The sequence below is a fragment of the Vibrio sp. SCSIO 43155 genome (assembly GCF_023716605.1).
Classification (GTDB): domain Bacteria; phylum Pseudomonadota; class Gammaproteobacteria; order Enterobacterales; family Vibrionaceae; genus Vibrio; species Vibrio harveyi.
In genome coordinates this window covers 3417745-3443275 of the sequence record NZ_CP071852.1, presented here as the reverse complement: position 1 = coordinate 3443275, position 25531 = coordinate 3417745, and the positions used below count along the sequence as shown (strand labels likewise).

Here is a 25531-nt window from a genome sequence, read left to right as displayed (position 1 = left end):
AACAAATGCATTTCCACTTTTCCAAAATGCACGGTTTGGGCAACGACTTTATGGTCGTCGACTGCATTACCCAGAACGTGTTTTTCTCGCAAGATTTGATCCGTCGTTTGGCGGATCGTCACACGGGCGTCGGTTTTGACCAATTGCTCGTGGTTGAAGCGCCTTATGATCCAGAAACCGATTTCCACTACCGCATTTTTAATGCCGATGGTAGTGAAGTTGAGCAGTGTGGTAATGGCGCTCGCTGTTTCGCGCGTTTCGTCCGTTTGAAAGGTTTGACTAATAAGTACAGCATCAGCGTTAGCACCAAGAAAGGTAAGATGATTCTTGATGTTGAAGATGATGGTGAAGTCACGGTGAACATGGGCGTACCTGAATTCGAGCCGAACAAGATCCCTTTCAAAGCGAAGCAGAAAGAGAAAACCTACATCATGCGTGCAGGCGATAAGACCCTGTTCTGTGGCGCAGTGAGCATGGGTAACCCGCACGTGGTGACTGTGGTCGACGATGTGGATACGGCAGAAGTGGAAACACTCGGACCGCTATTAGAATCACACGAACGCTTCCCTGAGCGTGTGAACGCGGGCTTTATGCAAGTTGTGAATCGCAATCACATCCGCCTACGCGTGTATGAGCGTGGTGCGGGTGAAACACAAGCTTGCGGCAGCGGTGCCTGTGGCGCAGTTGCGGTGGGCATCCTGCAAGGTCTATTGGATGAAAACGTGAAAGTTTCACTTCCTGGTGGTGACCTACGCATATCTTGGCAAGGTCCAGGCAAACCATTGTTTATGACCGGTCCAGCAACTCACGTATTTGATGGTCAATTGTCGTGCTAGTTGAAGAACAAGAAAACCAAATCCCAGAAGTTGAAGCGGATGCGCTGACCGCAGAAGTCGTTGCTCAGTATTTAAAAGATCATCCTGACTTCTTCGTTCAACGCCCAGAATTGGTTGATCGCCTTTCTATGCCTCATGCAGATTTAGGCACGGTCTCGTTAGTTCACATTCAAATGAACCGCCAACGTCAACGAATTGAAGAGCTAGAAGAAGAGATCACCACACTGATGTCTTTAGCGGCGAACAATGATCGCACCTTCTACGAGTTCATGGATCTGCAAGGACAAATCCTTAAGTGCGGCGACTTTAAGCAAGTCATCAACGCCATTGAGCTGAAAGCCAAAGACCTTGGCTTGAAGGCGTATGTGCGTCTATTGAGCCAGTGTGATGCTGCGACTCAATTGAGTAAGGAAAGCTACCAACGTTTTGCTACCAACCACTTAAACGGCAAAGAGGCGTACTTAGGTCGTCTGCGTAAAGTGGATCGCGAAGCGTTGTTTGGAGATATGGACGTTCCAGAAATGGGTTCCTATGTGGTGTTACCGCTTGTGAAAAAGCAGACGCTTGGCGTACTGGCGTTTTCTAGCGAAGATGGCGGTCATTTCCAACCAGATATGGATACCTTGTTTTTGCGTCACCTATCCTTAGTAGTGGCACATCTCGCTCAAACATTGGTATGGCAAAGTCACGATGACGACAACTCCCAACACTCCTCTGCCAAATAGTCTTCAAAAGCCTCTTGAACGCTTCTACGAATTCCTGCGAAGCGAAAAGGGGCTTAGCCTGCACACCCAACGCAACTACAAACAACAATTGGAAACCATGGCTCACCACTTGGCTGAGATGGGGTTGAAAGATTGGTCTCAAGTCGATGCTGGTTGGGTTCGTCAATTGGCAGGTAAAGGCATGCGTGAAGGCATGAAAGCCAGCAGCTTAGCGACGCGCTTATCTTCTCTACGCAGCTTTTTCGATTTCCTGATCCTACGTGGAGAAATGTCAGCTAACCCAGCCAAAGGGGTTTCGGCGCCACGTAAGAAACGTCCACTACCAAAGAACCTCGATGTGGATGAAGTAAACCAATTGCTCGAAGTGAACGAGGACGACCCGTTAGCGGTACGCGATCGTGCCATGATGGAGCTAATGTACGGCGCTGGTCTGCGTTTGGCAGAACTGGTGAGCGTAGACGTGCGTGATGTTCAGCTGCGCAGTGGCGAATTACGAGTGATTGGTAAAGGCGATAAAGAACGTAAAGTGCCATTCTCTGGTATGGCAACCGAATGGGTTGGCAAGTGGCTGCGTGTGCGTGGTGATCTAGCCGCGCCGGGTGAACCGGCACTGTTTGTTTCTAAGCTGGGTACACGAATCTCACATCGCAGTGTGCAAAAGCGTATGGCGGAATGGGGGCAGAAACAGTCGGTAGCGAGCCATATCAGCCCGCACAAACTGCGTCACTCGTTTGCGACGCACATGTTGGAATCGAGCAATAACTTACGTGCGGTGCAAGAGCTATTGGGGCACGAAAACATTTCCACTACCCAAATCTACACCCACTTGGATTTCCAACATTTAGCACAAGCTTATGATCAGGCGCATCCAAGAGCCCGTAAGAGAAACGACGATAAGTCGGACTAACCAAGGAATCTCATGAAATTCTACCGCCGTATTGCGCCTGTAAAGGCGATGACGTTTGACCTTGATGACACCCTCTATGATAACTATCCAGTGATAGTTCGTATGGAGCGTGAGTTGTTGTCTTGGCTTAAACTCCATCATCCGGCGGTCGCTCACATGGATAAAGCCGATTGGTTTGCACTCAAGCAACGTGTCGTGCAGCAACAACCTGAGCTGAAGAGTGACGTCACTTTGTGGCGCTTAGTACAACTTAAGCAAGCCTTCTCTCAAGTTGGGTACGATAACGAAGCGGCGCATACCGCTGCGCAAGCCGCAGTCGAGGTTGCTTTAGACTGGCGTAACCGTTTTGAAGTACCACAGCAAAGCCTCGATGTACTTGCTGAACTCGGGCAAGAAATCCCGCTGGTAGCAATCACTAACGGTAATGTGGATTTAGATCGAATTGGTCTTACGCCTTATTTCCAGCAAGTGCTGAAAGCAGGATCGGATGGCAGCGCGAAACCTGCGCCGGATATGTTCACCAAAGCGCAGCAGTTTCTGGATTTTCCTAGTGAGCACATTCTTCATGTCGGCGATCATCTGGTGACGGATGTTCAAGGTGCAAAACTCGCGAGTTTTGCCGCATGCTGGTTTAATGACATGAATAAAAATGTCATTACTCAGGCAAAAACGCGAACGTTACCTGACATTGAAATCAATAACTTGCAGTCGTTACTCGCACTTTTGTAATCACTTTCGCATTAATCCATTCAATCTTCATTCTGACTCTAGAAAAGCCGTCTAAAGCCACGTAAATTACTCTCATCAAAGTAAAATAATAAAATCACTTTCATGTGGTGTGGCTTGATGACGGCAGTGGTAGGGTAAATGCGAGCATTCTCTCAACTGGTTCAAAATGTGGATCAGCTTAATGACTTTTTAGTCACTTCTCAGTGTTGTGCAGATAAACGTTATCTGGTGCAACTCTTATCCACCCAATCACGCGACTCCGCCGTCTCGCTCGCTCGGGCAATACTCGAAAGATTACCCAACACGCACATCATCGGTCACAGCACTCGTCACGTTATCTTGGAAGGTGAAATCATCAACCATGGCTGCTTAGTATGTGTGATGGAGTTTGAACAAACCACGCTCACGTCTGCGGTTCAGCATTATTCCTTCTCGCCAGATATCGATGGCTACGATCTCAAGCAAGCTTTACAGCTGCAAGATAACTCCAAAGCCATTATTAGCTTTTCTGTCCAAATCGAACGCCGTGACTATCCGGTGTATCGCGTATTTGATGCCGACGGTCCGAAGGTTTCTGGCGGCTTGGCTCAAACCATCGATGACGGTTGTTGGGTTCTGCATCAAGACCAAGTTTATGACGAAGCGGTTGTCGCGGTTGCCTTGCACAGCGATACCTTGAAAACATGGACGAGCGCGTATTCTGAGTGGAACCCGATTGGTATGCCGCATAAGGTTACTCACGCCAAAGGGACGCGCTTGTATCGCTTAGGAGAGCGTAAAGCGTTGGAAGTGTACAAACATTACCTTGCTGACGGGCACGACCTATCGCTCAATCAACTGCTGAACTTCCCACTTTATCGAGAATCCATTGGGCGCAAAGAGGTGTGTGCCGTGACGGAAATCCATCCCGACGGCAGCATGAGCTTTGATCGCCCTTGGTGCTTGGGTGATGAAGTGCAGTTCTGTTACAACCATCCTTCGTTAACGCTTGAACAAGTTCGCCATGGGGTGGTGGAGCTTTCCATGCATCAGCCTGAAGCCGTGATGATTTATAACTGCGCATCGCGACTTGATTTTATTGATAGCAGCGATGAAGTTCGTGCCTTCACGGACATTTCTCACACGTCGGGCAGTTACTGCATGGGCGAGTTGTACGGCGAGAATCACCAACAAGAAATTCTGCACCATAGCCTGACTTACTTGGCGATGCGTGAGGGGGATGAAGTTGCTGCGCTTAATATGCCACAGCAAGAAGTGAGCACTTCTATCTCTCCCTTGTTTAGCCTGATCCGCAATGCGATTGGCGATCTAAATAACATGAACGCTCATATGGGGTATCAACTCGATCGCCAAGCGAAAAAGCTAGAACAGAGCTTCCGCCGAGATAGCCGCACAGGATTACAAAATCGTGTTGCGCTGCAAGAGCGTTTGATCAGCATTGATACCGATGAGCATTTACTGACGCTCAAACTGCTTAACTTTAGCCATATCAACGAAAAGTACGGTTATCGCGTTGGCGACCAACTGCTGAAAGACTTGTCGATGCACTTTAGCAATCGCCTACGTAAACGGCTTGGTAAACCTGCCGCGCTGCAACTTTATAGCATTGGTGTCGGTGAGTGGGCGTTCTTATTCAAAGCTGACGGAAGCAGTGAAATGATTAAGCAACACTTTACTCGCTTTGCTGATGCGGTTGAGCAAACCAACTTTGAACCAAGTGGCTTACGAGATATTGATTACCTTTCGATTTCATTGTGCGGTGGCTTAGTTAGCCGTCGTGACTTCCCCAATGCTTCGCCAGATGAGCTACTACTAAAAGGCATCGAAGCGCGAAGAGCTGGGGTGCGAAGTAATACTCACATCTGCAATGCCAAAGACATTGAGGTCAGTGAAGATGTGCGAAAAGAGCAGTTGGGTTGGCTAAGCTGTGTGAGCCGCGCCATCCTCAAGCAGAACATCATTACCTACAGTCAGCCAATTGTGCACGCTTATAACCATCGTCCCGCGAGCCAAGAGTGTTTGGTGCGTATCATGGAAGAGGATGGCAGCATCATTGCACCGGGGCGTTTCTTACCCATCATTTCTGATACGCATTTGTACACGCGTTTGAGTCGTCACATGATTCGCTCAACACTCAACTACATGAAAGACCAGCATGGTGACTTCTCAATTAACTTGTCACCTCAGGATTTACTCAGCGATAAAACCTTGATGTTGCTTGAACATGCAATTACCCAACTGAACGACCCAAGACGGATTGGTTTAGAAGTGTTGGAGTCAGAGCAAATCAAAGACTACGGACGAATGATTGAGGTGTGCAGTCACTTTAGAAGCCTAGGCGCACGCATCATTGTGGACGACTTTGGCTCGGGTTACTCCAATATTGATGAGATTCTCAAGTTAGAGCCGGAAGTGATTAAGCTCGATGGCAGTTTGATTCGCTACATCGACAAAGACCAAAAGCAGCGTAAGATTGCCTCGCAGTTGGTGCGTTTGTGTCAGGTATTTAATGCTAAGACCGTCGCGGAGTTCGTGCACAACAAAGAGGTGTGCGATATTGCTCAGGACATGGGGGTGGACTATCTGCAAGGTTATTACTTAGGTGAGCCGACACGTTTGTTTTAATGTGCTGTGCTCTAATTGAGCTTAAGTGCTCTATGTTTTGTTTCACGTGAAACAGCAGCCAATAAAAAACGCAGCGTTAAAGCTGCGTTTTTTGACTCTTAAGAAAGTTAGGCTTTGAACTCGTGACCACTTTTCTCGGCTTGGAAACGAGGAAGGTATTGCTCGAAGAAGTCCAGCATCTGTTGCTGGTTTTGCTCTTCACCAAGTTGTCCGAGCAATTGGGCAGCCACTTCAAAGGTACATAGATTACCTTCTTGCTGGTTGCGACGCAGTTGATATTGGGAATCGGCTTGAGTGGTTAAGCCCATCATCGAGACGCCCTCTAGCCAACGGCTTTTGTTGATCATCTTGCGCGCCTCTTGCCAAGTCGCATCAAGAATGATGTACAACGGTCGTCTGCTTTGCTCGGTACTTTGTTGCTGTACTTGTTCAAGCGTTAGGCTTTCTTCACTTGGGAATAGCAGCACTGGCAGCAGGCTTGGATTAGCTAACGTTTCTAACAACGCTGCTGGTGGCGTTTTTCGGTCCCAAACGACTTGAGTGACATTCAGTTGGCACTGGGTGAGCAGTTTGCCAGTGTTGGTATCGCGCGTCAGTTCATTGGGGTGCATTAACAGCATCAGCGAGTGTTCACTGCTTAACTTCGGCAGCAGTGAACAGATGCAGTTGAACTGGAAGCCACAATGTGGACAAGGCTGCGCCATTACAAGCGCACCCCATCACGAACAGGGCTGATGCCATCTGAGAATAGACGCACGCCGCTGACTTGTTCTTTGCTCGCTTTTGGCGCCAAGCTTGGGTTGATTGGGTAACTTACGCCTGTGTATTGCATCACGTGTTGCCCAGGCGTTGCGCCGCCACCGCTGACATTGAAAATCAGGTCACGCCAGCCGTGTGAGGTTTGTTGACCAAGCATAATTGGGCTTTGCACTAGCGTCATACGGCTATTGAAACGCCACTCTTTCTCGTGGTTTTCGAATATCAGCAGAGTACAACCGCCAGAGCCACACCAATCAAGTTGCACCAGTAATTCTTCATCACCATCGCCATTCAGATCGTAAGTCAGCCAACGGTATTGGTTATTGCTTGGGTTGGTTTGATTAATGAAAAAGTAGTTACGTACCGCCGCATCCACTTTTGAATTAAATTCGGCACTGGATGGAATGTCCGCAGCTACAATTGGCGCACTACCGCGTTCAGGCGCTTCTTGCTCAATGCCTGAGTTACGCACTGTTGCTGGGTATAGCACTAAGCCGCCATCGGCAATGGGATAAACCAAATTGCCCACTTTCTCTTTGACTGCTTTCAACTGGTTGCCTTCGCGAGTAAATAGGCGCTCGGTCATTAAGCGTTGTTGCTGGTGGTGAGTCATCAATACTTGGACTTGCGATGGGCTCAGTTGTTGCCAGTAGCCGCGTTCAATCAATGGCGGTTGTCCGTCTGAATAGCTGTATTTGGTGATGGCACTGTGGTCGCTGTTGAGTGTCATTTGCACTTCGAAGCCTTGTGACTGGGTCGACGTCGCGACGTAAGTGTTCACCCATTCTAATGTTGAATCTACGTTGGCTGTCATACCACAGCCTTGATAGGTTTTATCGCCATGCTCTAGTGTTGCTTTCCAGCCGTAGAGAGAGTTGCTCATGGTGTCTGAACACAAGTTCTCGGTCATGCGCAGTTCACCGTCATCCAACTGGTAAGTACGCTGACGAGGTTGCAGTTTGCTGCTTTTAATCTCGAGTGTTTGTGTCGACTTGCCTATTTGCTGGAACTTGAGCGTATTGCCTTCAAAGTTGGCAGCCCACGAAGGTTCATTACCAAATACGCGAGTGGGTTTACTGGTTTGTTTGCAGCGATGCGGATTTTCTGTGGTGAGGAAGTTCACCTGCTCAACCACAAAGTTAGCATCGAAATCTGCAGAGAAACCGTCGATGCCCGGCGGGTTGAGATGACCAATCACTTCACCATACATGGTTTGATAAGGTTCATTGGTGATGGCTACTGCACGTTGGATTTGTTGCGGTGACAGTTGCAGCCAGTATTGTTTGTCGCTGCCACAAGGTGTGATGTACTGGCTTTCATGCCCAATCACTACTTCACCACGCAGCATAAAGGTTTGAGGTAAGATGGTTTCCGGCTTATCTAAGGATGCAGGCGGAGTGGTTGGGGTGTCTGCATCGGACTGCTGCGGTTGCATGCTACATGCTTGCAGGACCAGCAGTGTGGCTAATGCCACTGGGTTTTTCAAAGCCTTCATGTTATATCTTCCTCATTACTTAATCTGCATCGGATGGCATTATGGCATATTGGTTATTTAAAACAGAACCAGATACCTTTTCTATTGACACGCTTCGAACCCAAAAGGTTTCATGTTGGGAGGGAGTTCGTAATTATCAGGCGCGTAATATGATGCGTGACCAAGTCAAATTGGGCGATTTGGTGCTGATTTACCATTCATCTTGCAAGAACGTGGGTGTGGCAGGTATTGCCAAAGTGACCCGTGAAGCGTATCCCGATCACTTCCAGTTTGACCTTGAGAGCGATTATTACGACCCGAAATCCGACCCAGAAAATCCGCGTTGGATTATGGTGGATATTGAGTTTGTGCGTAAGACTGAACGCTTGATTCCGTTGCCGGTCATGAAGGCGATGCCAGAACTAGAAAACATGCCATTGGTGAAACGCGGCAATCGCTTATCGATCATGCCTGTGAGCGAAGAAGAGTGGCAAGCAATCCTCGGTAAAGAGAAGTTGCCGAGTCAGCGATAAAAGAAAAGGGCTGCATAGTGCAGCCCTTTGTGATTTTGCCGATAACCTGTTGTTGATAGCCAATACAGGTTATAGCAGATGATCTTGTAGGTAGTGTGCAACCGCATCGTCAACGTTGCTGCCGATTACTTCATTGTTTGGTAGTGCTTTCATCACTTTCTCGTGAGATGTGCCCATCACCAATCCTTTACCCGCCATGGATAGCATTTCTACGTCGTTCATGCCATCACCAAAGGCGATGGTGTTTTCCAATGTTAGCCCAATAGACTCCGCGACTGCCTTCAACGCATCACCTTTAGACACACCAGCGCTCATCACTTCCAAACACCAAGGTGTTGAGAATGCGATGTTTAGTCGATCGCCAAATTGCTCACGTAACTTAGTTTCGAAGGTCACAAGATGGTCGTGATCTTTTGCTGGGTGAGTGAAGAAGATTTTCGCAATGCCATCAGTTGGTGCGTTGTCTTGATCGTACAACTTATAAGTGAACTCTTCATGGAATTCGCGTAACTCATCGTCATCTTTGTTCAACAACCAGTCGTCGTTTTGATACATGTGGATAAGTATTTCAGGATCCGTTTTGATCGTGTCGATCACTGGTTGAACCAAATCTTCAGGTACGTTCTGGCTGTACATCTCTTGATCATTCTGGTCGTGCACACGTGCTCCGTTCGAAGTAATCATATAAGCCGGAATACCTACCGTGCGACGAATGCTTGCGACGTCGACGTGGTGGCGACCCGTTGCAAAGACAAATGTGTAGCCTTGTTCATGCAGCGCTTTGAGCGTCTCTTTCGAGTAAGCGCTTAGCTGGTGGTTTGGTGCGAGTAAAGTGCCATCCAGATCTGAGGCAACGATTTTAGTGATCTCTTTGCAAGGTAGCGATGTGCTCATGAAGCCCTCGTAAACGGTTCGGATAGAGTAGAACAGGTTGATTGCACACGGAGCGCAGTAGATTGACTAGATCGTACTGCTCCGAGTGCGGGGAACATGATGAAGTCTACGCCAAAATAAGGAGGAAAAAGAGGGTAAATCGCTGAGCTCGTATTTCCTCTTTAATCTGATTTATTGGCTGTGCTCACGCATGAAGGCAAAAACCGCATCAAGTGCTTGGTTGCGATACTGGTCTTTTTCAAACAAGATTTCGTGCTCTGCGCCAGCAATAGAAACTAGGCTGGCATTGGGGTTAGTCTTACTTAGCTTATCGATAAAGCGTTGCTGCGCGGCGTTACTCACGATGCGATCGTTACCTGATTGAACCAATAAAACCGGAACTTTAATTTGGCGTGTCAGCAAAATACATTGCTTGGCTGCCATCAAGCCTTGCCATACCCAGCGTGTGCTTGGACCGCCCACTTGTAGCTCTGGTTTATCGCGGTATAAACCACGGAACCAGTGATAACGATCGTAGCTTTGGCTAAGTGGGTTATCTTCAAACGGCTTTGGGTAGTATTCCTTATGACCTGGCGCATAGCTTGGTTGCGGGGAAACCGCTGCAAGGATTTGCGTGACTGGAATCGCGATAGGGCTGAGATACCAAGGAAGGTTGATACCAAACATCGGAGCACTCAGAATCAAACCGTCAAAGTTGTGGTCTGGGTGAGTTTGCAGGTAACGTGTTGCAATTGCACCGCCCATCGAGTGGGAAATGACAAAGCGCTGCTGGTATCCACTCAAATTGAGTTGCTGCAGTACCAATTCCATATCGTCAATATAATCATTAAAGTCATAGACGTGACCCATGTCTGAGTCTGGTAGCAGACGATCTGATAAACCTTGTCCTCGGTGGTCAAACGAATACACGTCATAACCTTGTCGATATAGGTCGTAGAACAGTTCTTGGTATTTCCAGGAGGCTTCAATGCGACCGTTGACGATCAGTACGGCTTTGGTGTGTTCGGGATTGGTGAGTTTGCACCAGTAGATTTTCTTTTTCTCTGTCCCTTTTACAAAGCCTTCTTGGCGTTCTTGCCAAAGTGCTGCGATCGGACCACCTATTGCTTGCTCAAATAAGGTCTCTTGAGTATAAGTCAAAGGTGAATGGTTAATAGCCATTAGTCGATTACCTGAAGATACGTTGTTTACGCGATGTATCATCGAAGAATTATTGAGGAAATGCAATGGATACCCATGTTTGGTTGGCCTATGTGGTAACTGCAATCGTTTTTAGTCTGGCTCCGGGATCTGGCACCGTCAACTCAATCAGTAATGGTTTGAGTTACGGCACGCGCAAGTCATTGGGTGCTATCGTTGGTTTACAGATTGGTTTGGCAATTCATATTGCTTTGGTTGGCGCTGGCATTGGTGCTTTAGTCGCGCAATCGGCGACGGCATTTACTGTGATCAAATGGGTTGGTGCAGCTTACCTTGTGTGGCTTGGCATTCAAAAGTGGCGTGATACATCCGGCTTGGTTGCAACCGAAAGTCACCAAACCATGTCAGGTACTTCTCTGTTGTACAAAGCCATTCTTATCAACCTGACTAACCCGAAATCGATCGTATTCTTGGTGGCACTGTTTCCACAATTTATCGATCCAGCGAAAGACCAACTAACTCAGCTGTTGGTATTGGGCGTGACGACGGTGACCATTGACGCGTTTGTGATGCTGGGCTACACCAGTTTGGCCGCACAAATGGGACGCTTTATTCGCTCAGATAAGATCATGGGCAAAATTAATAAAGTATTCGGTTCAATGTTCATGGGATGTGGTGCATTATTAGCGGCAGCTAAGTAACAAGTTATAAAAAGCACAATAATTTCGAATGAAAAACGCATATGTCGCCCGCCAGCCAATCTTTAACCGTAAAAGACAGACGCTGGGATATGAGTTGTTGTTCCGTGATGGTGAAAGTAATGCCTATCCTGCGCACATCGATTCAAACAGGGCGACATACCGATTGATAGTAGAGAACTTTCTCTCTGTCGGAACCAATCCTCTGATTGCATCTTCACGATGCTTCATCAATTTCCCTCACCAAAGTTTGCTGCGTCGGCTGCCAAGAAGCTTGCCGAAAAACAAAATCGTGGTTGAGGTACTCGAAACCTGCCAACCAACCGATGAGCTGCTTGAAGCCATTCGCGAACTGTACCGTGAAGGCTATTTGATCGCGCTTGATGACTTCACGTTGACTGACGAATGGCGTCGTTTCTTACCGTATGTCCATATCGTGAAACTCGATATCATGGCGATGGGGCTAAAAAAGGCATGCGACTTAGTTAAGAAGCACACTAAAAAGCGCACCAAATACCATTTCTTAGCTGAGCGAGTAGAAACCGAAGCTGAGTTTGAAGCGACCAAAGAGGCAGGCTTTAAATTCTTCCAAGGCTACTTCTTCAGCAAGCCTGAAGTGATGCAGACTAAATACGTGAGTCCCGAGCAAGTGTTGGCGCTCAAGCTATTTCGAGAAGTGTGTGTCCCCGATCCAGACTTTGACCGGATTGAAAACATCATTACTCAAGATGTCACGCTGTCGTACAAGTTACTGCGTTTTGTGAATACACAATCGACCACGTTAGAAGTGACCATCACTTCATTCCGCCAAGCTTTGATTTATCTTGGACAAGAAAAGCTCAAAATGTTTGTCTCACTGGTGGTTGCGTCATATATCTCCGGGCAGAAGCCGCGCGAGTTGTACAACTTATCTTTGCAACGCGCTCAATTCTGCGAAGCTATGTCGCGCTATCAACCTTTTGCGCATCTCAACGAGCAGGGTTTTATGGTTGGCTTGTTATCGATTCTCGACGCCATGCTTGATTTGTCTGTGGAATCTTTAGTGGGACAGCTGCCTTTAAGCCCTTCCGTGCAGCAAGCCTTGTTGCATCGCCAAGGTGAATACGGCGCGTTGTTGGCAATTGAGGAATGCTACGAGCGTGCCGATTGGGCAGGCGTGGAGCAATTCTCCCAGCAACTCGGACTTTCTGTGGATGATGTTAAGTCTGAACTTGGCGAAGCCGTTCGCTGGAGCCAGACCTTTTCTGGCGCCTAATCTGATCAAATATTAAACTTTTATTACAGTCGAGCACGATCGCTTGACGTTATTCTATTTTTAAATAACTATATATGCATATCCATATATAGGTATGTAAGTATGCTTCCACATCAGTTTTTCAAACTTCTTTCCGACGAGACTCGTGTGCGTTGCTTAATGCTGGTGGTTCGTGAAGGGGAAACTTGTGTTGGTGATTTAGCCCATGCGCTACAACAAAGCCAACCAAAGATTTCTCGCCATCTGGCTCAGCTAAGATCAAATGGTATTTTGGTTGATAAACGTCAGGGGCAATGGGTGTACTACGAGCTGTCAGATCAATTACCGGGATGGATGCAAAAATTGATTGATGACTTGGTAGCCTCGAACTGCTTGAAGCAAGAGTACCAAGAAGATATTTCACGTTTGCACGACAAAGCTCGTGCAGCGTGCTGTTAACCAGCGAAAGCTTAAAGGTAGAAGATTATGACGATTAAAGTAGGTATTAACGGTTTCGGTCGAATTGGTCGTTTGGCATTACGCGCAGCGTTTGATTGGCCAGAACTAGAGTTCGTACACATCAACGATGTAGCGGGTGATGCGGCGACTCTGGGTCACTTACTTGAGTTCGATTCAGTTCAAGGTCGTTGGAACCATGCAGTGCAAGTTGAAGGCACAGACATGGTGATCAACGGTAAGCGCATCACGACTTCACAAGAGCGTGATATCGATGCTGTGAACTGGGGTCAATGTGATGTTGTGATTGAAGCAACGGGCGTTCATCGCAAAACCTCATTCCTAAACAAATACCTAGAGCAAGGCGTAAAACGTGTTGTTGTTAGCGCACCAGTAAAAGAAGACGGCGTAGCTAACATCGTAGTGGGTGTGAACGACCACATCTTCGACCCTGCGCAGCACCGCATCGTAACCGCAGCGTCTTGTACAACGAACTGTATTGCACCTGTTGTGAAAGTGATTCACGAAAAACTGGGCATTGAACAATCGTCATTCACAACGATTCACGATTTAACTAACACACAAACGATTCTGGATGCGCCGCACAAAGACCTACGTCGTGCACGTGCATGTGGCATGAGCCTAATCCCAACCACAACGGGCAGTGCAAAAGCGATTGTTGAAATCTTCCCTGAGTTGAAAGACAAGATTAACGGTCACGCGGTTCGTGTTCCTCTAGCAAACGCCTCACTCACTGACATTATTTTTGATGTGAAACGTGATACCACAGCAGAAGAGGTTAACGCATTACTGAAAGAAGCTTCTGAAGGCGAGCTAAAAGGCATCCTTGGCTTTGAAGAGCGCCCATTGGTTTCTATTGATTACAAAGGCGACCAACGTTCAACTATCGTTGATGCGCAATCAACCATGGTAGTAGGTTCTCGTATGGTGAAGATTTACGCTTGGTACGATAACGAAATGGGTTACGCGACGCGTACTGCAGAATTGGTTCGTAACGTTGGTATGGCATAAGGAGCTTTAAGATGTCTCATCCTACATGGCAATTGGATTTAGAAGCGGGCGCGTTGGTACTGACTCCATGTCCAGGCACCAAAGGTGTTGAACTGCAAGCTTCGCTAGAGCAGCTAAAAGCGCAAGGCGTAGAAGCAATTGTTACTGCTCTTGATAATGCTGAATTAGCAGCAAAAGACGTGTCTGCGTTGGGCGAATTAACCCAACAATTGGGCATGAAATGGTTCCAAATTGAGATTGAAGATGATTGTGCTCCGGGCGAAGAGTTCGCTGAAAAATGGTCACAAGCGAGTCCTGAACTGCACGCGATTCTTGCTCAAGGTGATAAGGTTGCAATGCACTGCATGGGGGGCTCTGGTCGCACAGGTTTGTTCGCTGCGCACCTACTGTTAGAGAAAGATTGGGCGCTAGAAGACATCGTGCGTGAAGTGCAAGCGCTGCGTCCTGGTGCTTTCACAAAGCCTGTACAAGTTGAGTACATCGAGCGTGTAGCTCAAAACGCTTGATCAGCTTATAGAGCTTTTGGAACATCATGATCTAAAAGCTCTCTTTATGCCGTGATGGCTTACCAATTTATGTGATTCTTGTTTATTGGTTTTACATTTAACCTATTGTTTATTAATAAATAATATTTAGATTTTCATCAGTTCTTGTTTCACAATTTAACGCCAGTATTGAGATGGCTCAATGCTGGTGTTCAGGTCATAGAGCATTTGGAACATCATGATCTAAATGCTATAAACGCTGTACATCTGAGGTCGTTATGATTTCAAAACTAAGCAAAAGTATCCGTCAGTATATGCTGGTGACGTTCAACTATTGGAACTTCACCGTGACGGATGGTGCACTACGTATGCTGGTGGTGCTTTACTTCCATGACTTAGGTTACTCAAGCTTAGCCATTGCTTCGCTGTTCCTTTTCTATGAATTTTTTGGCGTAGTGACCAACTTGGTTGGCGGCTGGCTAGGTGCTCGACTTGGTTTGAACAAAACCATGAACGTCGGCTTAGGGATGCAGATTTTCGCCTTGCTGATGCTGGCAGTGCCCAATGCTTGGTTGACCATTCCTTGGGTAATGGCGGCGCAGGCAATTTCGGGTATTGCCAAAGACTTAAATAAGATGAGTGCCAAGAGTGCGATCAAAACTTTGGTGCCAGACGAACAGCAAGGTGCACTTTATAAGTGGGTTGCGATCTTAACGGGCTCGAAGAATGCACTGAAAGGTGCGGGTTTCTTTGTTGGTGGTTTATTGCTATCAGCGTTTGGTTTCCAAACTTCGATGATCATCATGGCAAGTGTGTTGGCGATTGTCTTCGTGTGCAGTTTAGTTTGGTTAGAAGCGGATATGGGTAAGGCGAAGAGCAAACCTAAATTTCGTCAGATTTTCTCTAAGTCAGAATCGGTGAACATCCTTTCTGCAGCGCGTATGTTCCTATTTGGTGCTCGTGATGTGTGGTTTGTTGTTGCACTGCCGATTTACCTTGGCAGCGTATTTGGTTGGGATCACCTGATGGTAGGCGGCTTCCTGGCAGCTTGGGTGATTGCTTACGGATTCGTTCAAGGCTTTGCACCTCGTATTACCGGTAAAGCGCAAGGTCGAGTGCCAGATGGCAGCGCGGCATTAATTTGGGCTGGTATCCTTGCTGTTATCACTGGTGCAATTGCTTACGGCGTGCAGATTGGCTGGCAACCAGAGCTTGTTATTGTGGTGGGCTTGATGATTTTTGGTGCCGTATTTGCGGTGAACTCATCTTTGCACTCTTATCTAATCGTCAGCTACGCAAAAGGCGACGGTGTTTCATTGGATGTCGGTTTCTACTACATGGCGAATGCGATGGGACGTTTGATCGGTACGGTTCTTTCTGGTTGGATTTACCAAGAAGCAGGGCTTGCTGCATGTTTGTGGGTGTCCTTTGCCTTCTTAGCGCTGACAACGGTCATTTCTATCAAGCTACCAAAAACCAAAGTAGCTACGGCTTAAATCGATTTACGAGTTAGAAATAAAAATGGCTCCATGTTGGGAGCCATTTTTGTATTTACGATTCAGTATCGCAAATCAGTAAACCTTGGTTATGGGCAAAGGCGACCTTGCTGTGCCGGTTGCGTCATTTCCATATCACCTTTTAACGAACGGTAAACGATGGTGTTCCAGACTTCACCATTGTCCATTTCGAATTCAATCGCGTAGTTAATGCCATTCACGACTTGAGTTCGTACGCTCAAGATTTCTTTTAGTTTAGCAGCGGTATTCATCTGCCCAAGAACAAAGTCGAGCGCTTGCTGAGCCTCAGGTGTTACTTCACCTTGTGACCAGCCGCCAGCAAGATTTTCCGTGCTGCAGATAGGGTTCGCTTCCGATTGCGATTGTGTTGGTGCCACGGTCTCTTCCTTTTGATTACATCCAGCTAAAGCCACTACACAAACCAGTGATGCTAATAATGTTTTCTTCATAAAGACCTCTCTTGATAATCTGTCCAGCATCCTAATGGAAAGAAACGGCTAGATCTGTTTCATATCCAAGAAAGCTTAGGGCTGGTGATCCTATTTGTACAATAGGATTTGTCGCTAACTATTGTGCAAATCAATGTTATTAGAGCTTCATAGCTGAGTTAAAAATAAGCAAAAACAGATTGTTAACTATTTAACTGAGCGAAAATTACCCTATGCTATAGACGTGAAGTTACACAAACTAGGAAAGGGTATGAGAGAAAGGGTTCTGTTTTTCGACTTATTACGTTGTGTCGCTGCTGTGGCAGTGATCGCTATTCACGTGTTAGCGCCATATCGTAATGAATTGGGCGTGATTCCATTCGATCAATGGGCGACGGCAGTCGGTGTGAACAGCGTGACGCGTTGGGCGGTGCCAGTGTTTATTTTGATAACTGGTGCATTGATGCTCAGCGATACGCGTCCTTTTGATGCCAAATACTACGTCAAACGACGTTTAGGCAAAGTGCTGGTGCCTTTTTTGGTTTGGTCGATGTTTTACGCGTATTTATCGGGTTGGACAGCGCAAGGTTTTGATTTTGCCACGGTAAAAGAAGTGGTGCGTAACAGTCCGTATCATGCAACTTATTATCACCTTGGTTTTTTCTACTACTTTATTCCACTCTATTTTGTGATTCCGTTGTTTCAATGGATGGTTCGTAATGTCGATGACAGCGTTATTTACACCTATTTAGCGTTTTGGTTGTTCACGAGTACCTTATTCCTATTCAAAATTGATGGACCATGGAGTAATCAATATTGGCTTTACATGGGGTATTTACCGTTAGGCTATGTGTTGTTTAAGAAAATTCCATTAAACCGTTCCGTTGTGACGGCGTTTACTGCGTTTGGGTTGGTGGCATTAGCAGTGACGTTTACTATGGTTGTGACCAACAGTTTAGAAGCAGACAAATACACAGTAGGGCGCTGGTTCTCATACAAAACATTGAATGTGATTCTCGCAGCATCGATGATTTTTATGTTGTGTCGTTACTTTGGAGAGGGCTTGGCACCGAAAGCGCAAAAAGTGGTGAGTTTTATTAGCCAGCACAGTTTAGGTATTTATCTTCTTCACCCAATCTTCTTATGGCCGATGAAAGCATTCGGTTGGTATCAAGGTCACCCTGCATGGGTGATTCCTGTGTGGATTGTATTGAGTGGTGCTGGAGCCTTGGCGATGAGCTATCTGTTCTCCAAGTCCGCCAAGACTCGCTGGTTGCTACCGTAGATTAGCGCTTTAAGGCGAAATGTAAGAACTTATCGCCACGGTAAGTCAGTGTGCCTTTATCACCCGGATTGAGTGCGTGGTAATAGTGCACACCGATTTGGAATTCGCGTTTTGGTCCAATCGAACCGCGTTGTACATAAATCCAATATTCTTGATCGTCTTGACCTGGCTCTGCATCCGGTACTTCTATTGCTTGTTTGTCTAAGATGGTCACTTGAGCACTTTGCTCAGGTGCATCTTCGCCAAAGTAATGTTTGCTGTAGAAGCGGAAAAACGCCCATGCGCCGAGCGCAATCAGAGCGAACAAAGCCAAAATAAGTGAGATTGGCATGATAACCTCCAATGTTTCATTGGCACCTATTTTACAGAACTCCCTGATTAAACTATGAGTTGAGATAAATTATTCGTGATCTAGTAAAAGCGTCGTAGATTTTATTCGGCGCACTTCACATTTTATATGCGTTCAAGAGCACAATTTAAAAGGAAATTTGCACCTTTTGGCTCGAAAAAGTTCTAAATTTATAGAAGAATGAAATGACTGACGAAGGAAGGGTCAAGTAAGGAGGGTTACGATGTCAGATATTGAGAAAGTAGTCATGCGTACCCGAACGATCGAGAAACTTCTGCGTACGCAATACCACGCGGAAGGGAAAGGGTTACATCAGCTTATCACTAGTTGTGAAGAGCGCTTGCCGCATGACGTTGTTGCTAAGTTGCGGTTTATTGCGACCGTAAGAAACAAGGTTGTTCACGAAGAGGATTACAAGCTGGACGATCGAAAAGGTTTCTTAGCTGCGTGCGATGCATGCGAAAAGGAGCTGACACCACGAAGTTCACGCTTTATTTGGCGAGCGGCGATTTTGTTAATGGCCTTGATTACGCTCGCTGCACTTGGTTTCTACTACATGCATTGGGACATTCTGGTTAAGCATTTGTAGACGATAAAATTTGAATAATAAAAAAGGGACGCGAAAGCGTCCCTTTTTTATTTTAAACAGTAACTTAGTACATCATTGGCAGTGTCATTAAACCAACAACCACTGCAATCATTACCAGCCCTTGTTTTTGAGAAGAAGAAATCATAACACTACCCCTAAAATCATTGATGAACTCGATGTAAATAATATAGCACTGTTTTTGAGCTTTGATCAACTTCAAAGCGAAAAAGTTTTCAAAACTCGCACTTAACTTAAGTGTTTTTACCCTAAATTGACTAATAAAACTGTGTTTTTTGTGCTGTTCTTTAAGTGTTCGACTTGTTGTTTTTCTCTTCTTTTTGATTTTAAGTATATGATTTTAAAGTGTTAAATATGAGTAATCTTATGATGAAATAGTGTTTCTTGTCTGAGTGGTGATGTTGGTTGGCTATTTTTGCTGAATTTCTCAAAAGTTGAGAAAATTAGGTTTTGTGCTAATGAGGTGAACACTTATGGACGTCTATTTCGTCTTATTTTTCCTATCTAATGAGAAAACTACAGTATCAAAAGGCTTTAGCTATAATCCACAATAGCTAAGGCTAGGTTTTTATCGCTTTTGTTGGATATTCTTTTTTATATCAGGTGGTTAGGTGTGCTTGTTTGAACTTTTAACCTAAGTTTTTAATACTCTGGTAGTTACGAGTCTTGTTATGGAACGGTGTTTTTAGCTTTCTGAGTGGTCAGAGGTGGTGGATTTGGTTTTTGTGTCGGTTATTTATCCATAACGGTTGCATGGCGAACAAATTGGCGGTTTGTTTTTCAATTTATTGAAAGTCAGCGAATTTATTTCGCTGCCGTTGATTGCTTTGACTAAATCATTCACCTCAATGATTGCGAGAAAAACGATAACCATTAATTGAGTAAGTTGCGGCTACAAAATGTTGCGATTCGCTATCGAGATCCAACTTTCACTGATTGCATCTTTACATCAAGATTGGTCTACCTAGACTAGCGGCGAGATTACGTGAAAGGTGTATCGGCATGTGGAGTTGGTTAGCGATAGGGCTATCGGGGATGTATTCCGTGTTGGGGGCGAAACAAGCCAATCCAACGCAGTCTCTCACATTTAAAATCTTTACTCTGCTATTGCTGCTGATTTTGGCACTGACCGAAGGTTCTTCAGCACCACACACATATTGGATCGTTGGTGGTTTAGTGGTTTCGATGTTTGCTGACACTCTTCATTCATTTAAATCTCGCAAACCTCTTTATTTCGCGGGTTATCTCCTAGCACAAATCTGCTATAGCAAATCATTTTGGGTTCAGCTCAATGGTGACATCGTTTGGTGGTTGTTAGCTCTGCTTCTCGCAGCAAGTATCGTCGCGTTTTTCCTACTATTGCCACAATTGGATTCCATGGTCTTTCCGGTCGTGATTATGGGCATTATGCTAGTTCAATTGGCTTGGGCTGCGGGAGAGGTGTGGTTACAAGTGCCGAGCTTTGCTAGTGCGCTCGGGTTTAGCGGCACCTTAGTGATGATTTATTCCGCCTTAGCTTATGCAATACATGGTTATCGTAAGCCGATGAAACGCGCCTATGTCTGGGTGAGTGGCAGCTACTTTTTTGCTCATGCGTTAATTGTTGCCTCTATCATTTACTAACTCAGGTCAAAGTACCTCGTCTTTTTTTCAGTAAACTGGACGAATTCAACTTGATGACCGGAGTCAATAATGACTGAAATTCATGCTCACAATCTACTGAACCTACTTCGTGAAACCCCAATGAACCGTGATGAGCTTGCGGGTCACTTTGGTTCTGAGGCACGCTTTCATACCTGTAAGCTGAATGATCTAGACTTAGATGCATTGCTAGAGTTTTTGCTAAAGCGAGAAAAAGTACGCGAGCTAGAAGGTAAGTTTGTCGTAAACATGGCGCGCGTTTGCAATCACTAAGCGGCGGTTAAGCGTTGTTCTGTGAAGGCGATAAATGCATTTCGCCTTCAAACATATATTCATGTAGTCACTTTGTTATACTGGCCGCCAATTTTCCTGTCGAGGTCAGAACATGGACATTCTTTCTGCAGCGACCATGCTGTTTCTTATTATGGACCCGCTCGGCAACTTGCCGATTGTGCTATCCATTCTCAAACATCTCGATGCAAAGCGTCGTCGCAAAGTACTGATCCGTGAGTTAGTGTTTGCCTTGATGATTTTGATGCTGTTCTTATTTGCAGGGCAGAGCATCATGAGCTTCCTTCATGTCCAGCCTGAAACCTTGAGTATTTCTGGTGGTATCATTCTGTTTATCATCGCCATTAAGATGATTTTCCCAAGCGCTGGCAGCATTACTGGATTGGCTGCCGGCGAAGAGCCGTTTATTGTACCAATGGCTATCCCGATGATTGCGGGACCTTCGGTGATTGCAGCGCTGCTTTTACTTTCTTCTCAGCATCCCGATAAGATTATGGAGCTGTCTGCCGCCGTGTTAATTGCTTGGGGCGCGACTTTCTTTATTTTGATGTTCTACAGCTTCTTCCACCGTATCCTAGGAGAGCGTGGCTTAAAAGCCGTTGAGCGATTGATGGGACTACTGCTAGTGATGATATCTACCCAAATGTTCCTTGATGGGGTGAAGAGCTACATGGGCTGAGCCATTACCGAGATGATAAATACAAAAAAGCCGCTCTTATGAGCGGCTTTCGTTTATCTGTCTTATTACATCATGTGCTTACGACGAATATCGAGCAGAGCAAAAATACCAAAAATCAAAATGGAGTACTTTTCCCATGCGCTCATCTTAATCTTGTCGCCAAATGCACCAATGAAGATCGCCATTTGCAAACCGTGCATGATGAACAAGAATGCGGTCATGATGTACAACGCAATCGCTGCTTTGCCAGGGAATGGCATAAAGAAGTTGAGGATCAACACGAACCAGACAAAGGCGATGGCCGCTTTAGCCAGTATCAATAATGCTTTCATTTAACTATCCTTTTAAATCGAGGCTTTAAGCTGGTGAGTGTTCGTATAAACGGTAGCTCACTTGACCTGCGGTTTTCTCGCGGTGTAGGTGCCAGCTCTCTGGTAGCCCAGCAATGTTCAGCTCTTTTTCAGTTTCAATATAAATCATCGCATCTTCAGCAAGCCAGCCGTTTTGCTCTAGCAAGGTCACGGTTTCATCCAATAATCCTTTGCGGAATGGCGGATCGATGAATACTACGTGGTGAGGTGTCCCTGGTTGCTGCAAAAAGCTAATTGCATCAGTGTTCACTACTTGAATGTTGTTGGCATTCAAGGAAGTTACGTTCTTTTGCAGTTGCTGAAATGCTTGTGGATTTAGCTCAATCATAGTTACTTGGTCAGCTTGGCGTGAAGCTGATTCAAAGCCTAAACCGCCTGAGCCCGCAAACAAGTCGAGACACTTCGCCTGCGGTACATCTTGAGCTAACCAGTTAAACAGGGTTTCTTTTACGCGATCCGTGGTTGGGCGTAAGCCCTCTGCATCATGAACAGGGAGCTTTCTACCTCTCCATAACCCACTAATAATGCGTACAAAGCCCGTTGTTGGCGTTTTTTGTGATGAGTTTTGCTGGCGACGTCTTACCATAGATTTTTTGACCGCTAATAAAGTGATACTATACCCAATCGCCCAAGCTTTGAGCTTGGATACAGCCCAGAATATTCAAGATGACAGAGTGTAACACTAATAAGATTAGATTTACCTAATTGGAAAGTTTTCACAACTTTGTCATTCGCCTTTTCTGTAAAGTTAATATTCTTGTCAGAAAAGAGTCATTAATAGATAAGAAGACAATCTAGGATAGCCCCAGATGACGGAAAAAAAGAAGCGCGGATTACTTTCGTGGCTCGGTTTTGGTGATGAAGAGCAAAGCCAAAAACCGACAACTGAAGAATCAGTAAAAGAAGAAGCAGCGGAAGCTCCTGCCGCCGAGCAACAACCAACAGAAGACGTTGCCGAGCAAGCAGAAGAAAAAACAGCGGTTGAAGCGGAGCCGGAGAAAGCCGAGGCTGCCCCAGCAGAAGCAGAAGCAGAAGCAGAAGCAGAAGCAGAAGCAGAAGCAGAAGCAGAAGCAGAAGCAGAAGCAGAAGCAGAAGCAGAAGCAGAAGCAGAAGCAGAAGCAGAAGCAGAAGAGCCACAAGTACCAGTTGCACCTCGCGTTCAAGAACAAGAAAAACCAACCGAGAGCTTCTTTGCTCGCCTGAAGCGTAGCCTAAGCCGCACAAAAGCAAACATCGGTGCGGGTTTCTTTGGTTTGTTCAGCGGTAAGAAGATCGATGATGACCTTTTCGAAGAGCTAGAAGAACAACTGTTGATTGCTGATGTAGGCATGGAAACCACCACAAAAATCATCAACAATCTGACTGAAAAAGCCTCTCGCGGTGATCTTAAAGATGGTGAAGCACTTTACGGCCTGCTGAAAGAAGAGATGGCAGAAATCCTTGCGAAAGTAGAACAGCCTCTCGAAATCGACAGCAGCAAAACCCCTTACGTTATCTTAATGGTTGGCGTGAACGGTGTCGGTAAAACCACCACAATAGGTAAGCTGGCGAAGCAATTCCAAAACCAAGGTAAGAAAGTCATGCTTGCGGCGGGTGATACCTTCCGTGCGGCAGCGGTTGAGCAGCTACAAGTATGGGGTGAGCGTAACAACGTTCCTGTGATTGCTCAGCATACTGGCGCGGACAGTGCCTCGGTTATCTATGATGCGATTGAAGCGGCAAAAGCGCGTGGCGTCGATGTCGTGATTGCCGATACTGCAGGTCGTCTACAAAACAAAGCGAATCTAATGGAAGAGCTGCGTAAGATTGTACGTGTAATGAAGAAGATTGATGACTCAGCGCCACACGAGATCATGCTGACGCTAGATGCAGGCACAGGTCAAAATGCAATTAGCCAAGCGAAACTTTTCAGTGATGTTGCCCCTCTAACCGGGATTACATTGACTAAGCTGGATGGTACAGCGAAAGGTGGCGTGATCTTCGCTATCGCTGATCAGTTCGAAATCCCAATTCGCTACATTGGTGTAGGCGAAGGCATCGAAGACTTGCGTCCATTTGAAACTCAAGAGTTCATTGACGCTCTGTTTAGTCGTGAAGAGTAACAAGAGTTAGAGGAAATCAACGGTGATCAAATTTCAGCAAGTGAGCAAAGCTTACCGAGGTGGTCGACAAGCCTTACAGAAAGTCGATTTTCACCTTCGACGCGGAGAAATGGCGTTTTTAGGTGGGCATTCCGGAGCAGGTAAAAGTACCTTGTTGAAACTGATATGTGCGATAGAGCGACCAACCGATGGCAAAATCCATTTCAATGGTCACGATATCACTCGTATTCCAAACAAAGACATTCCCTTCTTGCGTCGCAATATCGGGATTGTTTTCCAAGATCACCGTCTATTGATGGATCGCAGTGTGTTCGACAACGTTGCACTGCCGATGCGCATCGAATCGATTTCTGAAAACGAAATCAAACGCCGTGTTTCTGCGGCGTTGGATAAAACAGGCTTGTTGGATAAAGCCCGTTGTTTGCCAAGTCAACTTTCGGGTGGTGAACAACAACGTGTTGGTATTGCACGCGCTGTCGTAAACCGACCAACTCTACTGGTGGCCGATGAGCCAACTGGTAACCTTGATCCAGAGCTGTCTAACCGTGTGTTACGATTGTTTGAAGAATTTAACCGTGCTGGCGTAACGATTCTCCTTGCGACGCACGATATCGGGTTAGTAAATACTCGCCCACAATATCGCCATTTTGAATTGAACCAAGGCTTCCTAAGTGAGGTAGAAGACTATGGTAGGTAACAAGCGCACCCAGAAAAAAGGGAAAGGTCGCAGTGCCAAGCGTGCAAATACCGATGGTTTTTTCTCTGTCCATGCAAAACAAGCAAAATCTTCTTTTGGCGCGTTATGGCGTCGTCCTTTAGGTAACATTCTTACCTTAGCTGTTATTTCAGTGGCATTAGCGATGCCTGCTTGCTTGTACTTGCTGGGTAAAAACGTGGCGAGCGCAGCACAAGATGTCGCTTCACCATCGCAAGTTAGTGCTTACTTAGTAGAAGGCATGCCTGATGCGCGTGTGATGGTGTTAAAAGACCAAATCGAAACGTGGCCTTTGGTAAAAGAGGTGGAATATATTTCGCCGCAACAAGGTCTATCTGATTTAAGCCAATACGCTGGCTTTGACCAAGCGTTGAGTCTGTTGAGTGGTTACGCACTACCAGGCGTGTTGGTGATCACACCTGATTCAGAAGTAAAGAGTGATATTCAGTCGATAGCCAAGCAAGTCCGTGAGCAACAAGACGTTACTGACGTTAGGCTCGATGAAGATTGGCTGGCGCGTCTTGATGCCATAAAAACCCTTGCTGGCATTATTGTCATCACCCTGACAATACTGATGTTAGGTGCTGTATTTTTAATCGTCGGCAATACATTGCGCTTTAATGTGCTGGCGAACAAAGAAGAGATTCAAACCATGAAGCTGATTGGTGCGACCGACGGTTTCATTCTGCGTCCTTACTTGTACACGGGTATGTGGTTCGGTGTGCTGGGGGCGAGCATTGCTTGGTTAGTCACCGCATTGATTACTGTGGTGATGAACAATGCCGTTGAGCAATTGGCTTCACTATACGACAGTCAGTTCCGCTTGATTGGTCTGAGTTGGGATGAATCTCTGCTATTAATTATCACTGGTAGTTTACTGGGTTGTATCGCCGCACGAGTATCCGCGCAGCGTCATCTAAAAGAAATTGAACCAGTTTAGGTGATAAAGGTCTTATACTTGGAATTTATTAGCACAAGCTAATTTTTACCTCTTGTTTAGACAATTTGTTTATGGATAA

28 protein-coding genes are annotated in these 25531 nt (G+C 46.1%); 20 read left to right on the top strand and 8 right to left on the bottom strand.

The features are described 5' to 3' along the window. Positions 1 to 5: 5 nt before the first annotated feature. From dapF to J4N44_RS16355, 5 genes are all read left to right on the top strand, one after another. Complete coding sequence (gene dapF, locus J4N44_RS16375; protein WP_005430401.1) at positions 6 to 836, top strand: diaminopimelate epimerase; 831 nt, start codon at positions 6 to 8, stop codon at positions 834 to 836. A 20-nt stretch (positions 837 to 856) separates the two neighbouring features. Continuing rightward, on the top strand, positions 857 to 1561 hold the full coding sequence (locus J4N44_RS16370; protein WP_033001370.1) for a DUF484 family protein: 705 nt from the start codon (positions 857 to 859) through the stop codon (positions 1559 to 1561). Next, positions 1527 to 2468 (top strand): tyrosine recombinase XerC, encoded by a 942-nt coding sequence (gene xerC, locus J4N44_RS16365; protein ID WP_005430404.1) that lies wholly within the window; start codon positions 1527 to 1529, stop codon positions 2466 to 2468. The genes J4N44_RS16370 and xerC overlap by 35 nt, the downstream gene beginning before the upstream one ends. 12 nt (positions 2469 to 2480) lie before the next feature. Next, on the top strand, positions 2481 to 3197 hold the full coding sequence (yigB, locus tag J4N44_RS16360; protein WP_252044670.1) for a 5-amino-6-(5-phospho-D-ribitylamino)uracil phosphatase YigB: 717 nt from the start codon (positions 2481 to 2483) through the stop codon (positions 3195 to 3197). A gap of 138 nt (positions 3198 to 3335) precedes the next feature. Continuing rightward, entirely contained in the window at positions 3336 to 5822 is a 2487-nt protein-coding gene (locus J4N44_RS16355; RefSeq protein ID WP_252044668.1) for a bifunctional diguanylate cyclase/phosphodiesterase, read from the top strand. 107 nt (positions 5823 to 5929) lie between these two features. Here J4N44_RS16355 and J4N44_RS16350 read toward each other — a convergent pair whose 3' ends face one another. Beyond that, positions 5930 to 6526, bottom strand: coding sequence for a tRNA-uridine aminocarboxypropyltransferase (locus J4N44_RS16350; protein WP_252044666.1), 597 nt, complete (start codon positions 6524 to 6526; stop codon positions 5930 to 5932). Next, the gene (locus J4N44_RS16345; RefSeq protein ID WP_252044664.1) at positions 6526 to 8076 is read right to left on the bottom strand and encodes a COG3650 family protein; all 1551 of its coding nucleotides are present in this window, start codon (positions 8074 to 8076) and stop codon (positions 6526 to 6528) included. The genes J4N44_RS16350 and J4N44_RS16345 overlap by 1 nt, the downstream gene beginning before the upstream one ends. A 41-nt stretch (positions 8077 to 8117) precedes the next feature. Here J4N44_RS16345 and J4N44_RS16340 point away from each other — a divergent pair, with 41 nt between their 5' ends. Further along, positions 8118 to 8588 (top strand): EVE domain-containing protein, encoded by a 471-nt coding sequence (locus J4N44_RS16340; RefSeq protein WP_252044662.1) that lies wholly within the window; start codon positions 8118 to 8120, stop codon positions 8586 to 8588. 69 nt (positions 8589 to 8657) lie between these two features. Here the strand turns inward: J4N44_RS16340 and J4N44_RS16335 are convergent, their stop codons facing one another. Together J4N44_RS16335 and J4N44_RS16330 are read right to left on the bottom strand one after the other, a co-directional pair. Further along, a complete protein-coding gene (locus J4N44_RS16335; RefSeq protein WP_050907157.1) occupies positions 8658 to 9482 on the bottom strand; it encodes a Cof-type HAD-IIB family hydrolase in 825 nt (274 codons plus the stop codon). 171 nt (positions 9483 to 9653) lie between these two features. Beyond that, positions 9654 to 10643 carry an alpha/beta fold hydrolase gene (locus J4N44_RS16330; RefSeq protein ID WP_005452020.1) on the bottom strand — a complete coding sequence of 330 codons (990 nt, stop codon included), beginning with the start codon at positions 10641 to 10643 and terminating at the stop codon, positions 9654 to 9656. A 65-nt stretch (positions 10644 to 10708) separates the two neighbouring features. On the opposite strand from J4N44_RS16330, the gene rhtB reads away from it, so the two are divergent. The 6 genes from rhtB (at position 10709) to arsJ (ending at position 16023) form a co-directional block, all read left to right on the top strand. Then, positions 10709 to 11323: a homoserine/homoserine lactone efflux protein gene (gene rhtB, locus J4N44_RS16325; RefSeq protein ID WP_005452019.1), complete on the top strand. Its 615-nt coding sequence runs from the start codon at positions 10709 to 10711 to the stop codon at positions 11321 to 11323. A gap of 28 nt (positions 11324 to 11351) precedes the next feature. After that, positions 11352 to 12575: an EAL and HDOD domain-containing protein gene (locus tag J4N44_RS16320; RefSeq protein WP_005452018.1), complete on the top strand. Its 1224-nt coding sequence runs from the start codon at positions 11352 to 11354 to the stop codon at positions 12573 to 12575. A gap of 102 nt (positions 12576 to 12677) precedes the next feature. After that, the gene (locus tag J4N44_RS16315; RefSeq protein WP_005452016.1) at positions 12678 to 13013 is read left to right on the top strand and encodes a metalloregulator ArsR/SmtB family transcription factor; all 336 of its coding nucleotides are present in this window, start codon (positions 12678 to 12680) and stop codon (positions 13011 to 13013) included. Positions 13014 to 13040: 27 nt separating this feature from the next. Then, positions 13041 to 14042, top strand: coding sequence for an ArsJ-associated glyceraldehyde-3-phosphate dehydrogenase (locus J4N44_RS16310; protein WP_005430364.1), 1002 nt, complete (start codon positions 13041 to 13043; stop codon positions 14040 to 14042). A gap of 11 nt (positions 14043 to 14053) precedes the next feature. Further along, positions 14054 to 14548: a cyclin-dependent kinase inhibitor 3 family protein gene (locus J4N44_RS16305; RefSeq protein ID WP_252044660.1), complete on the top strand. Its 495-nt coding sequence runs from the start codon at positions 14054 to 14056 to the stop codon at positions 14546 to 14548. 257 nt (positions 14549 to 14805) lie between these two features. Continuing rightward, on the top strand, positions 14806 to 16023 hold the full coding sequence (gene arsJ, locus J4N44_RS16300) for an organoarsenical effux MFS transporter ArsJ (protein WP_038897950.1): 1218 nt from the start codon (positions 14806 to 14808) through the stop codon (positions 16021 to 16023). 89 nt (positions 16024 to 16112) lie between these two features. Here arsJ and J4N44_RS16295 read toward each other — a convergent pair whose 3' ends face one another. Next, entirely contained in the window at positions 16113 to 16493 is a 381-nt protein-coding gene (locus J4N44_RS16295; RefSeq protein ID WP_005438511.1) for a cystatin domain-containing protein, read from the bottom strand. A gap of 250 nt (positions 16494 to 16743) precedes the next feature. Here J4N44_RS16295 and J4N44_RS16290 point away from each other — a divergent pair, with 250 nt between their 5' ends. Further along, positions 16744 to 17757: an acyltransferase gene (locus J4N44_RS16290; protein ID WP_252044659.1), complete on the top strand. Its 1014-nt coding sequence runs from the start codon at positions 16744 to 16746 to the stop codon at positions 17755 to 17757. Position 17758: 1 nt separating this feature from the next. On the opposite strand, the gene J4N44_RS16285 is transcribed toward J4N44_RS16290, so the two are convergent. Next, a complete protein-coding gene (locus J4N44_RS16285; protein ID WP_009695938.1) occupies positions 17759 to 18088 on the bottom strand; it encodes a DUF2500 domain-containing protein in 330 nt (109 codons plus the stop codon). A gap of 241 nt (positions 18089 to 18329) precedes the next feature. Between J4N44_RS16285 and J4N44_RS16280 the strand changes: the two genes are divergently transcribed. The 4 genes from J4N44_RS16280 (at position 18330) to J4N44_RS16265 (ending at position 21324) form a co-directional block, all read left to right on the top strand. Then, positions 18330 to 18695 carry a hypothetical protein gene (locus J4N44_RS16280; protein WP_005430355.1) on the top strand — a complete coding sequence of 122 codons (366 nt, stop codon included), beginning with the start codon at positions 18330 to 18332 and terminating at the stop codon, positions 18693 to 18695. Positions 18696 to 19715: 1020 nt separating this feature from the next. Next, on the top strand, positions 19716 to 20336 hold the full coding sequence (locus tag J4N44_RS16275; RefSeq protein WP_009695934.1) for a lysoplasmalogenase: 621 nt from the start codon (positions 19716 to 19718) through the stop codon (positions 20334 to 20336). Between the two features lie 69 nt (positions 20337 to 20405). Then, positions 20406 to 20627: a YecH family metal-binding protein gene (locus tag J4N44_RS16270; RefSeq protein WP_005452009.1), complete on the top strand. Its 222-nt coding sequence runs from the start codon at positions 20406 to 20408 to the stop codon at positions 20625 to 20627. Positions 20628 to 20739: 112 nt separating this feature from the next. Further along, positions 20740 to 21324 carry a YhgN family NAAT transporter gene (locus J4N44_RS16265; protein ID WP_005452008.1) on the top strand — a complete coding sequence of 195 codons (585 nt, stop codon included), beginning with the start codon at positions 20740 to 20742 and terminating at the stop codon, positions 21322 to 21324. A gap of 65 nt (positions 21325 to 21389) precedes the next feature. Here the strand turns inward: J4N44_RS16265 and J4N44_RS16260 are convergent, their stop codons facing one another. Together J4N44_RS16260 and rsmD are read right to left on the bottom strand one after the other, a co-directional pair. Further along, positions 21390 to 21656 (bottom strand): DUF1145 domain-containing protein, encoded by a 267-nt coding sequence (locus J4N44_RS16260; RefSeq protein WP_005438504.1) that lies wholly within the window; start codon positions 21654 to 21656, stop codon positions 21390 to 21392. Positions 21657 to 21681: 25 nt separating this feature from the next. Continuing rightward, positions 21682 to 22281, bottom strand: coding sequence for a 16S rRNA (guanine(966)-N(2))-methyltransferase RsmD (rsmD, locus tag J4N44_RS16255; RefSeq protein WP_252044658.1), 600 nt, complete (start codon positions 22279 to 22281; stop codon positions 21682 to 21684). 223 nt (positions 22282 to 22504) lie between these two features. Here rsmD and ftsY point away from each other — a divergent pair, with 223 nt between their 5' ends. From ftsY to ftsX, 3 genes are read left to right on the top strand one after another with little or no spacing between them, the layout of a single operon-like run. Next, on the top strand, positions 22505 to 23797 hold the full coding sequence (gene ftsY, locus J4N44_RS16250) for a signal recognition particle-docking protein FtsY (protein ID WP_252044657.1): 1293 nt from the start codon (positions 22505 to 22507) through the stop codon (positions 23795 to 23797). Between the two features lie 22 nt (positions 23798 to 23819). After that, a complete protein-coding gene (gene ftsE, locus J4N44_RS16245; RefSeq protein ID WP_005452005.1) occupies positions 23820 to 24494 on the top strand; it encodes a cell division ATP-binding protein FtsE in 675 nt (224 codons plus the stop codon). Continuing rightward, the gene (gene ftsX, locus J4N44_RS16240; RefSeq protein WP_005452004.1) at positions 24484 to 25452 is read left to right on the top strand and encodes a permease-like cell division protein FtsX; all 969 of its coding nucleotides are present in this window, start codon (positions 24484 to 24486) and stop codon (positions 25450 to 25452) included. Before ftsE ends, ftsX begins: the two co-directional genes overlap by 11 nt. The last annotated feature ends 79 nt before the right edge of the window (positions 25453 to 25531 follow it).

Bases quoted from the DNA above. Each gene is read 5' to 3' on its own strand.
- J4N44_RS16290 (WP_252044659.1), top strand. From the start codon at position 16,744: ATGAGAGAAAGGGTTCTGTTTTTCGACTTATTACGTTGTGTCGCTGCT.
- rsmD (WP_252044658.1), bottom strand. From the start codon at position 22,281: ATGGTAAGACGTCGCCAGCAAAACTCATCACAAAAAACGCCAACAACG.
- J4N44_RS16265 (WP_005452008.1), top strand. From the start codon at position 20,740: ATGGACATTCTTTCTGCAGCGACCATGCTGTTTCTTATTATGGACCCG.
- J4N44_RS16310 (WP_005430364.1), top strand. From the start codon at position 13,041: ATGACGATTAAAGTAGGTATTAACGGTTTCGGTCGAATTGGTCGTTTG.
- J4N44_RS16260 (WP_005438504.1), bottom strand. From the start codon at position 21,656: ATGAAAGCATTATTGATACTGGCTAAAGCGGCCATCGCCTTTGTCTGG.
- dapF (WP_005430401.1), top strand. From the start codon at position 6: ATGCATTTCCACTTTTCCAAAATGCACGGTTTGGGCAACGACTTTATG.
- J4N44_RS16350 (WP_252044666.1), bottom strand. From the start codon at position 6,526: ATGGCGCAGCCTTGTCCACATTGTGGCTTCCAGTTCAACTGCATCTGT.
- ftsX (WP_005452004.1), top strand. From the start codon at position 24,484: ATGGTAGGTAACAAGCGCACCCAGAAAAAAGGGAAAGGTCGCAGTGCC.
- J4N44_RS16295 (WP_005438511.1), bottom strand. From the start codon at position 16,493: ATGAAGAAAACATTATTAGCATCACTGGTTTGTGTAGTGGCTTTAGCT.
- J4N44_RS16330 (WP_005452020.1), bottom strand. From the start codon at position 10,643: ATGGCTATTAACCATTCACCTTTGACTTATACTCAAGAGACCTTATTT.
- J4N44_RS16340 (WP_252044662.1), top strand. From the start codon at position 8,118: ATGGCATATTGGTTATTTAAAACAGAACCAGATACCTTTTCTATTGAC.
- J4N44_RS16315 (WP_005452016.1), top strand. From the start codon at position 12,678: ATGCTTCCACATCAGTTTTTCAAACTTCTTTCCGACGAGACTCGTGTG.
- J4N44_RS16270 (WP_005452009.1), top strand. From the start codon at position 20,406: ATGACTGAAATTCATGCTCACAATCTACTGAACCTACTTCGTGAAACC.
- J4N44_RS16275 (WP_009695934.1), top strand. From the start codon at position 19,716: ATGTGGAGTTGGTTAGCGATAGGGCTATCGGGGATGTATTCCGTGTTG.
- rhtB (WP_005452019.1), top strand. From the start codon at position 10,709: ATGGATACCCATGTTTGGTTGGCCTATGTGGTAACTGCAATCGTTTTT.
- J4N44_RS16335 (WP_050907157.1), bottom strand. From the start codon at position 9,482: ATGAGCACATCGCTACCTTGCAAAGAGATCACTAAAATCGTTGCCTCA.
- J4N44_RS16280 (WP_005430355.1), top strand. From the start codon at position 18,330: ATGTCAGATATTGAGAAAGTAGTCATGCGTACCCGAACGATCGAGAAA.
- J4N44_RS16355 (WP_252044668.1), top strand. From the start codon at position 3,336: ATGCGAGCATTCTCTCAACTGGTTCAAAATGTGGATCAGCTTAATGAC.
- J4N44_RS16320 (WP_005452018.1), top strand. From the start codon at position 11,352: ATGAAAAACGCATATGTCGCCCGCCAGCCAATCTTTAACCGTAAAAGA.
- ftsY (WP_252044657.1), top strand. From the start codon at position 22,505: ATGACGGAAAAAAAGAAGCGCGGATTACTTTCGTGGCTCGGTTTTGGT.
- J4N44_RS16285 (WP_009695938.1), bottom strand. From the start codon at position 18,088: ATGCCAATCTCACTTATTTTGGCTTTGTTCGCTCTGATTGCGCTCGGC.
- J4N44_RS16345 (WP_252044664.1), bottom strand. From the start codon at position 8,076: ATGAAGGCTTTGAAAAACCCAGTGGCATTAGCCACACTGCTGGTCCTG.
- arsJ (WP_038897950.1), top strand. From the start codon at position 14,806: ATGATTTCAAAACTAAGCAAAAGTATCCGTCAGTATATGCTGGTGACG.
- J4N44_RS16305 (WP_252044660.1), top strand. From the start codon at position 14,054: ATGTCTCATCCTACATGGCAATTGGATTTAGAAGCGGGCGCGTTGGTA.
- xerC (WP_005430404.1), top strand. From the start codon at position 1,527: ATGACGACAACTCCCAACACTCCTCTGCCAAATAGTCTTCAAAAGCCT.
- yigB (WP_252044670.1), top strand. From the start codon at position 2,481: ATGAAATTCTACCGCCGTATTGCGCCTGTAAAGGCGATGACGTTTGAC.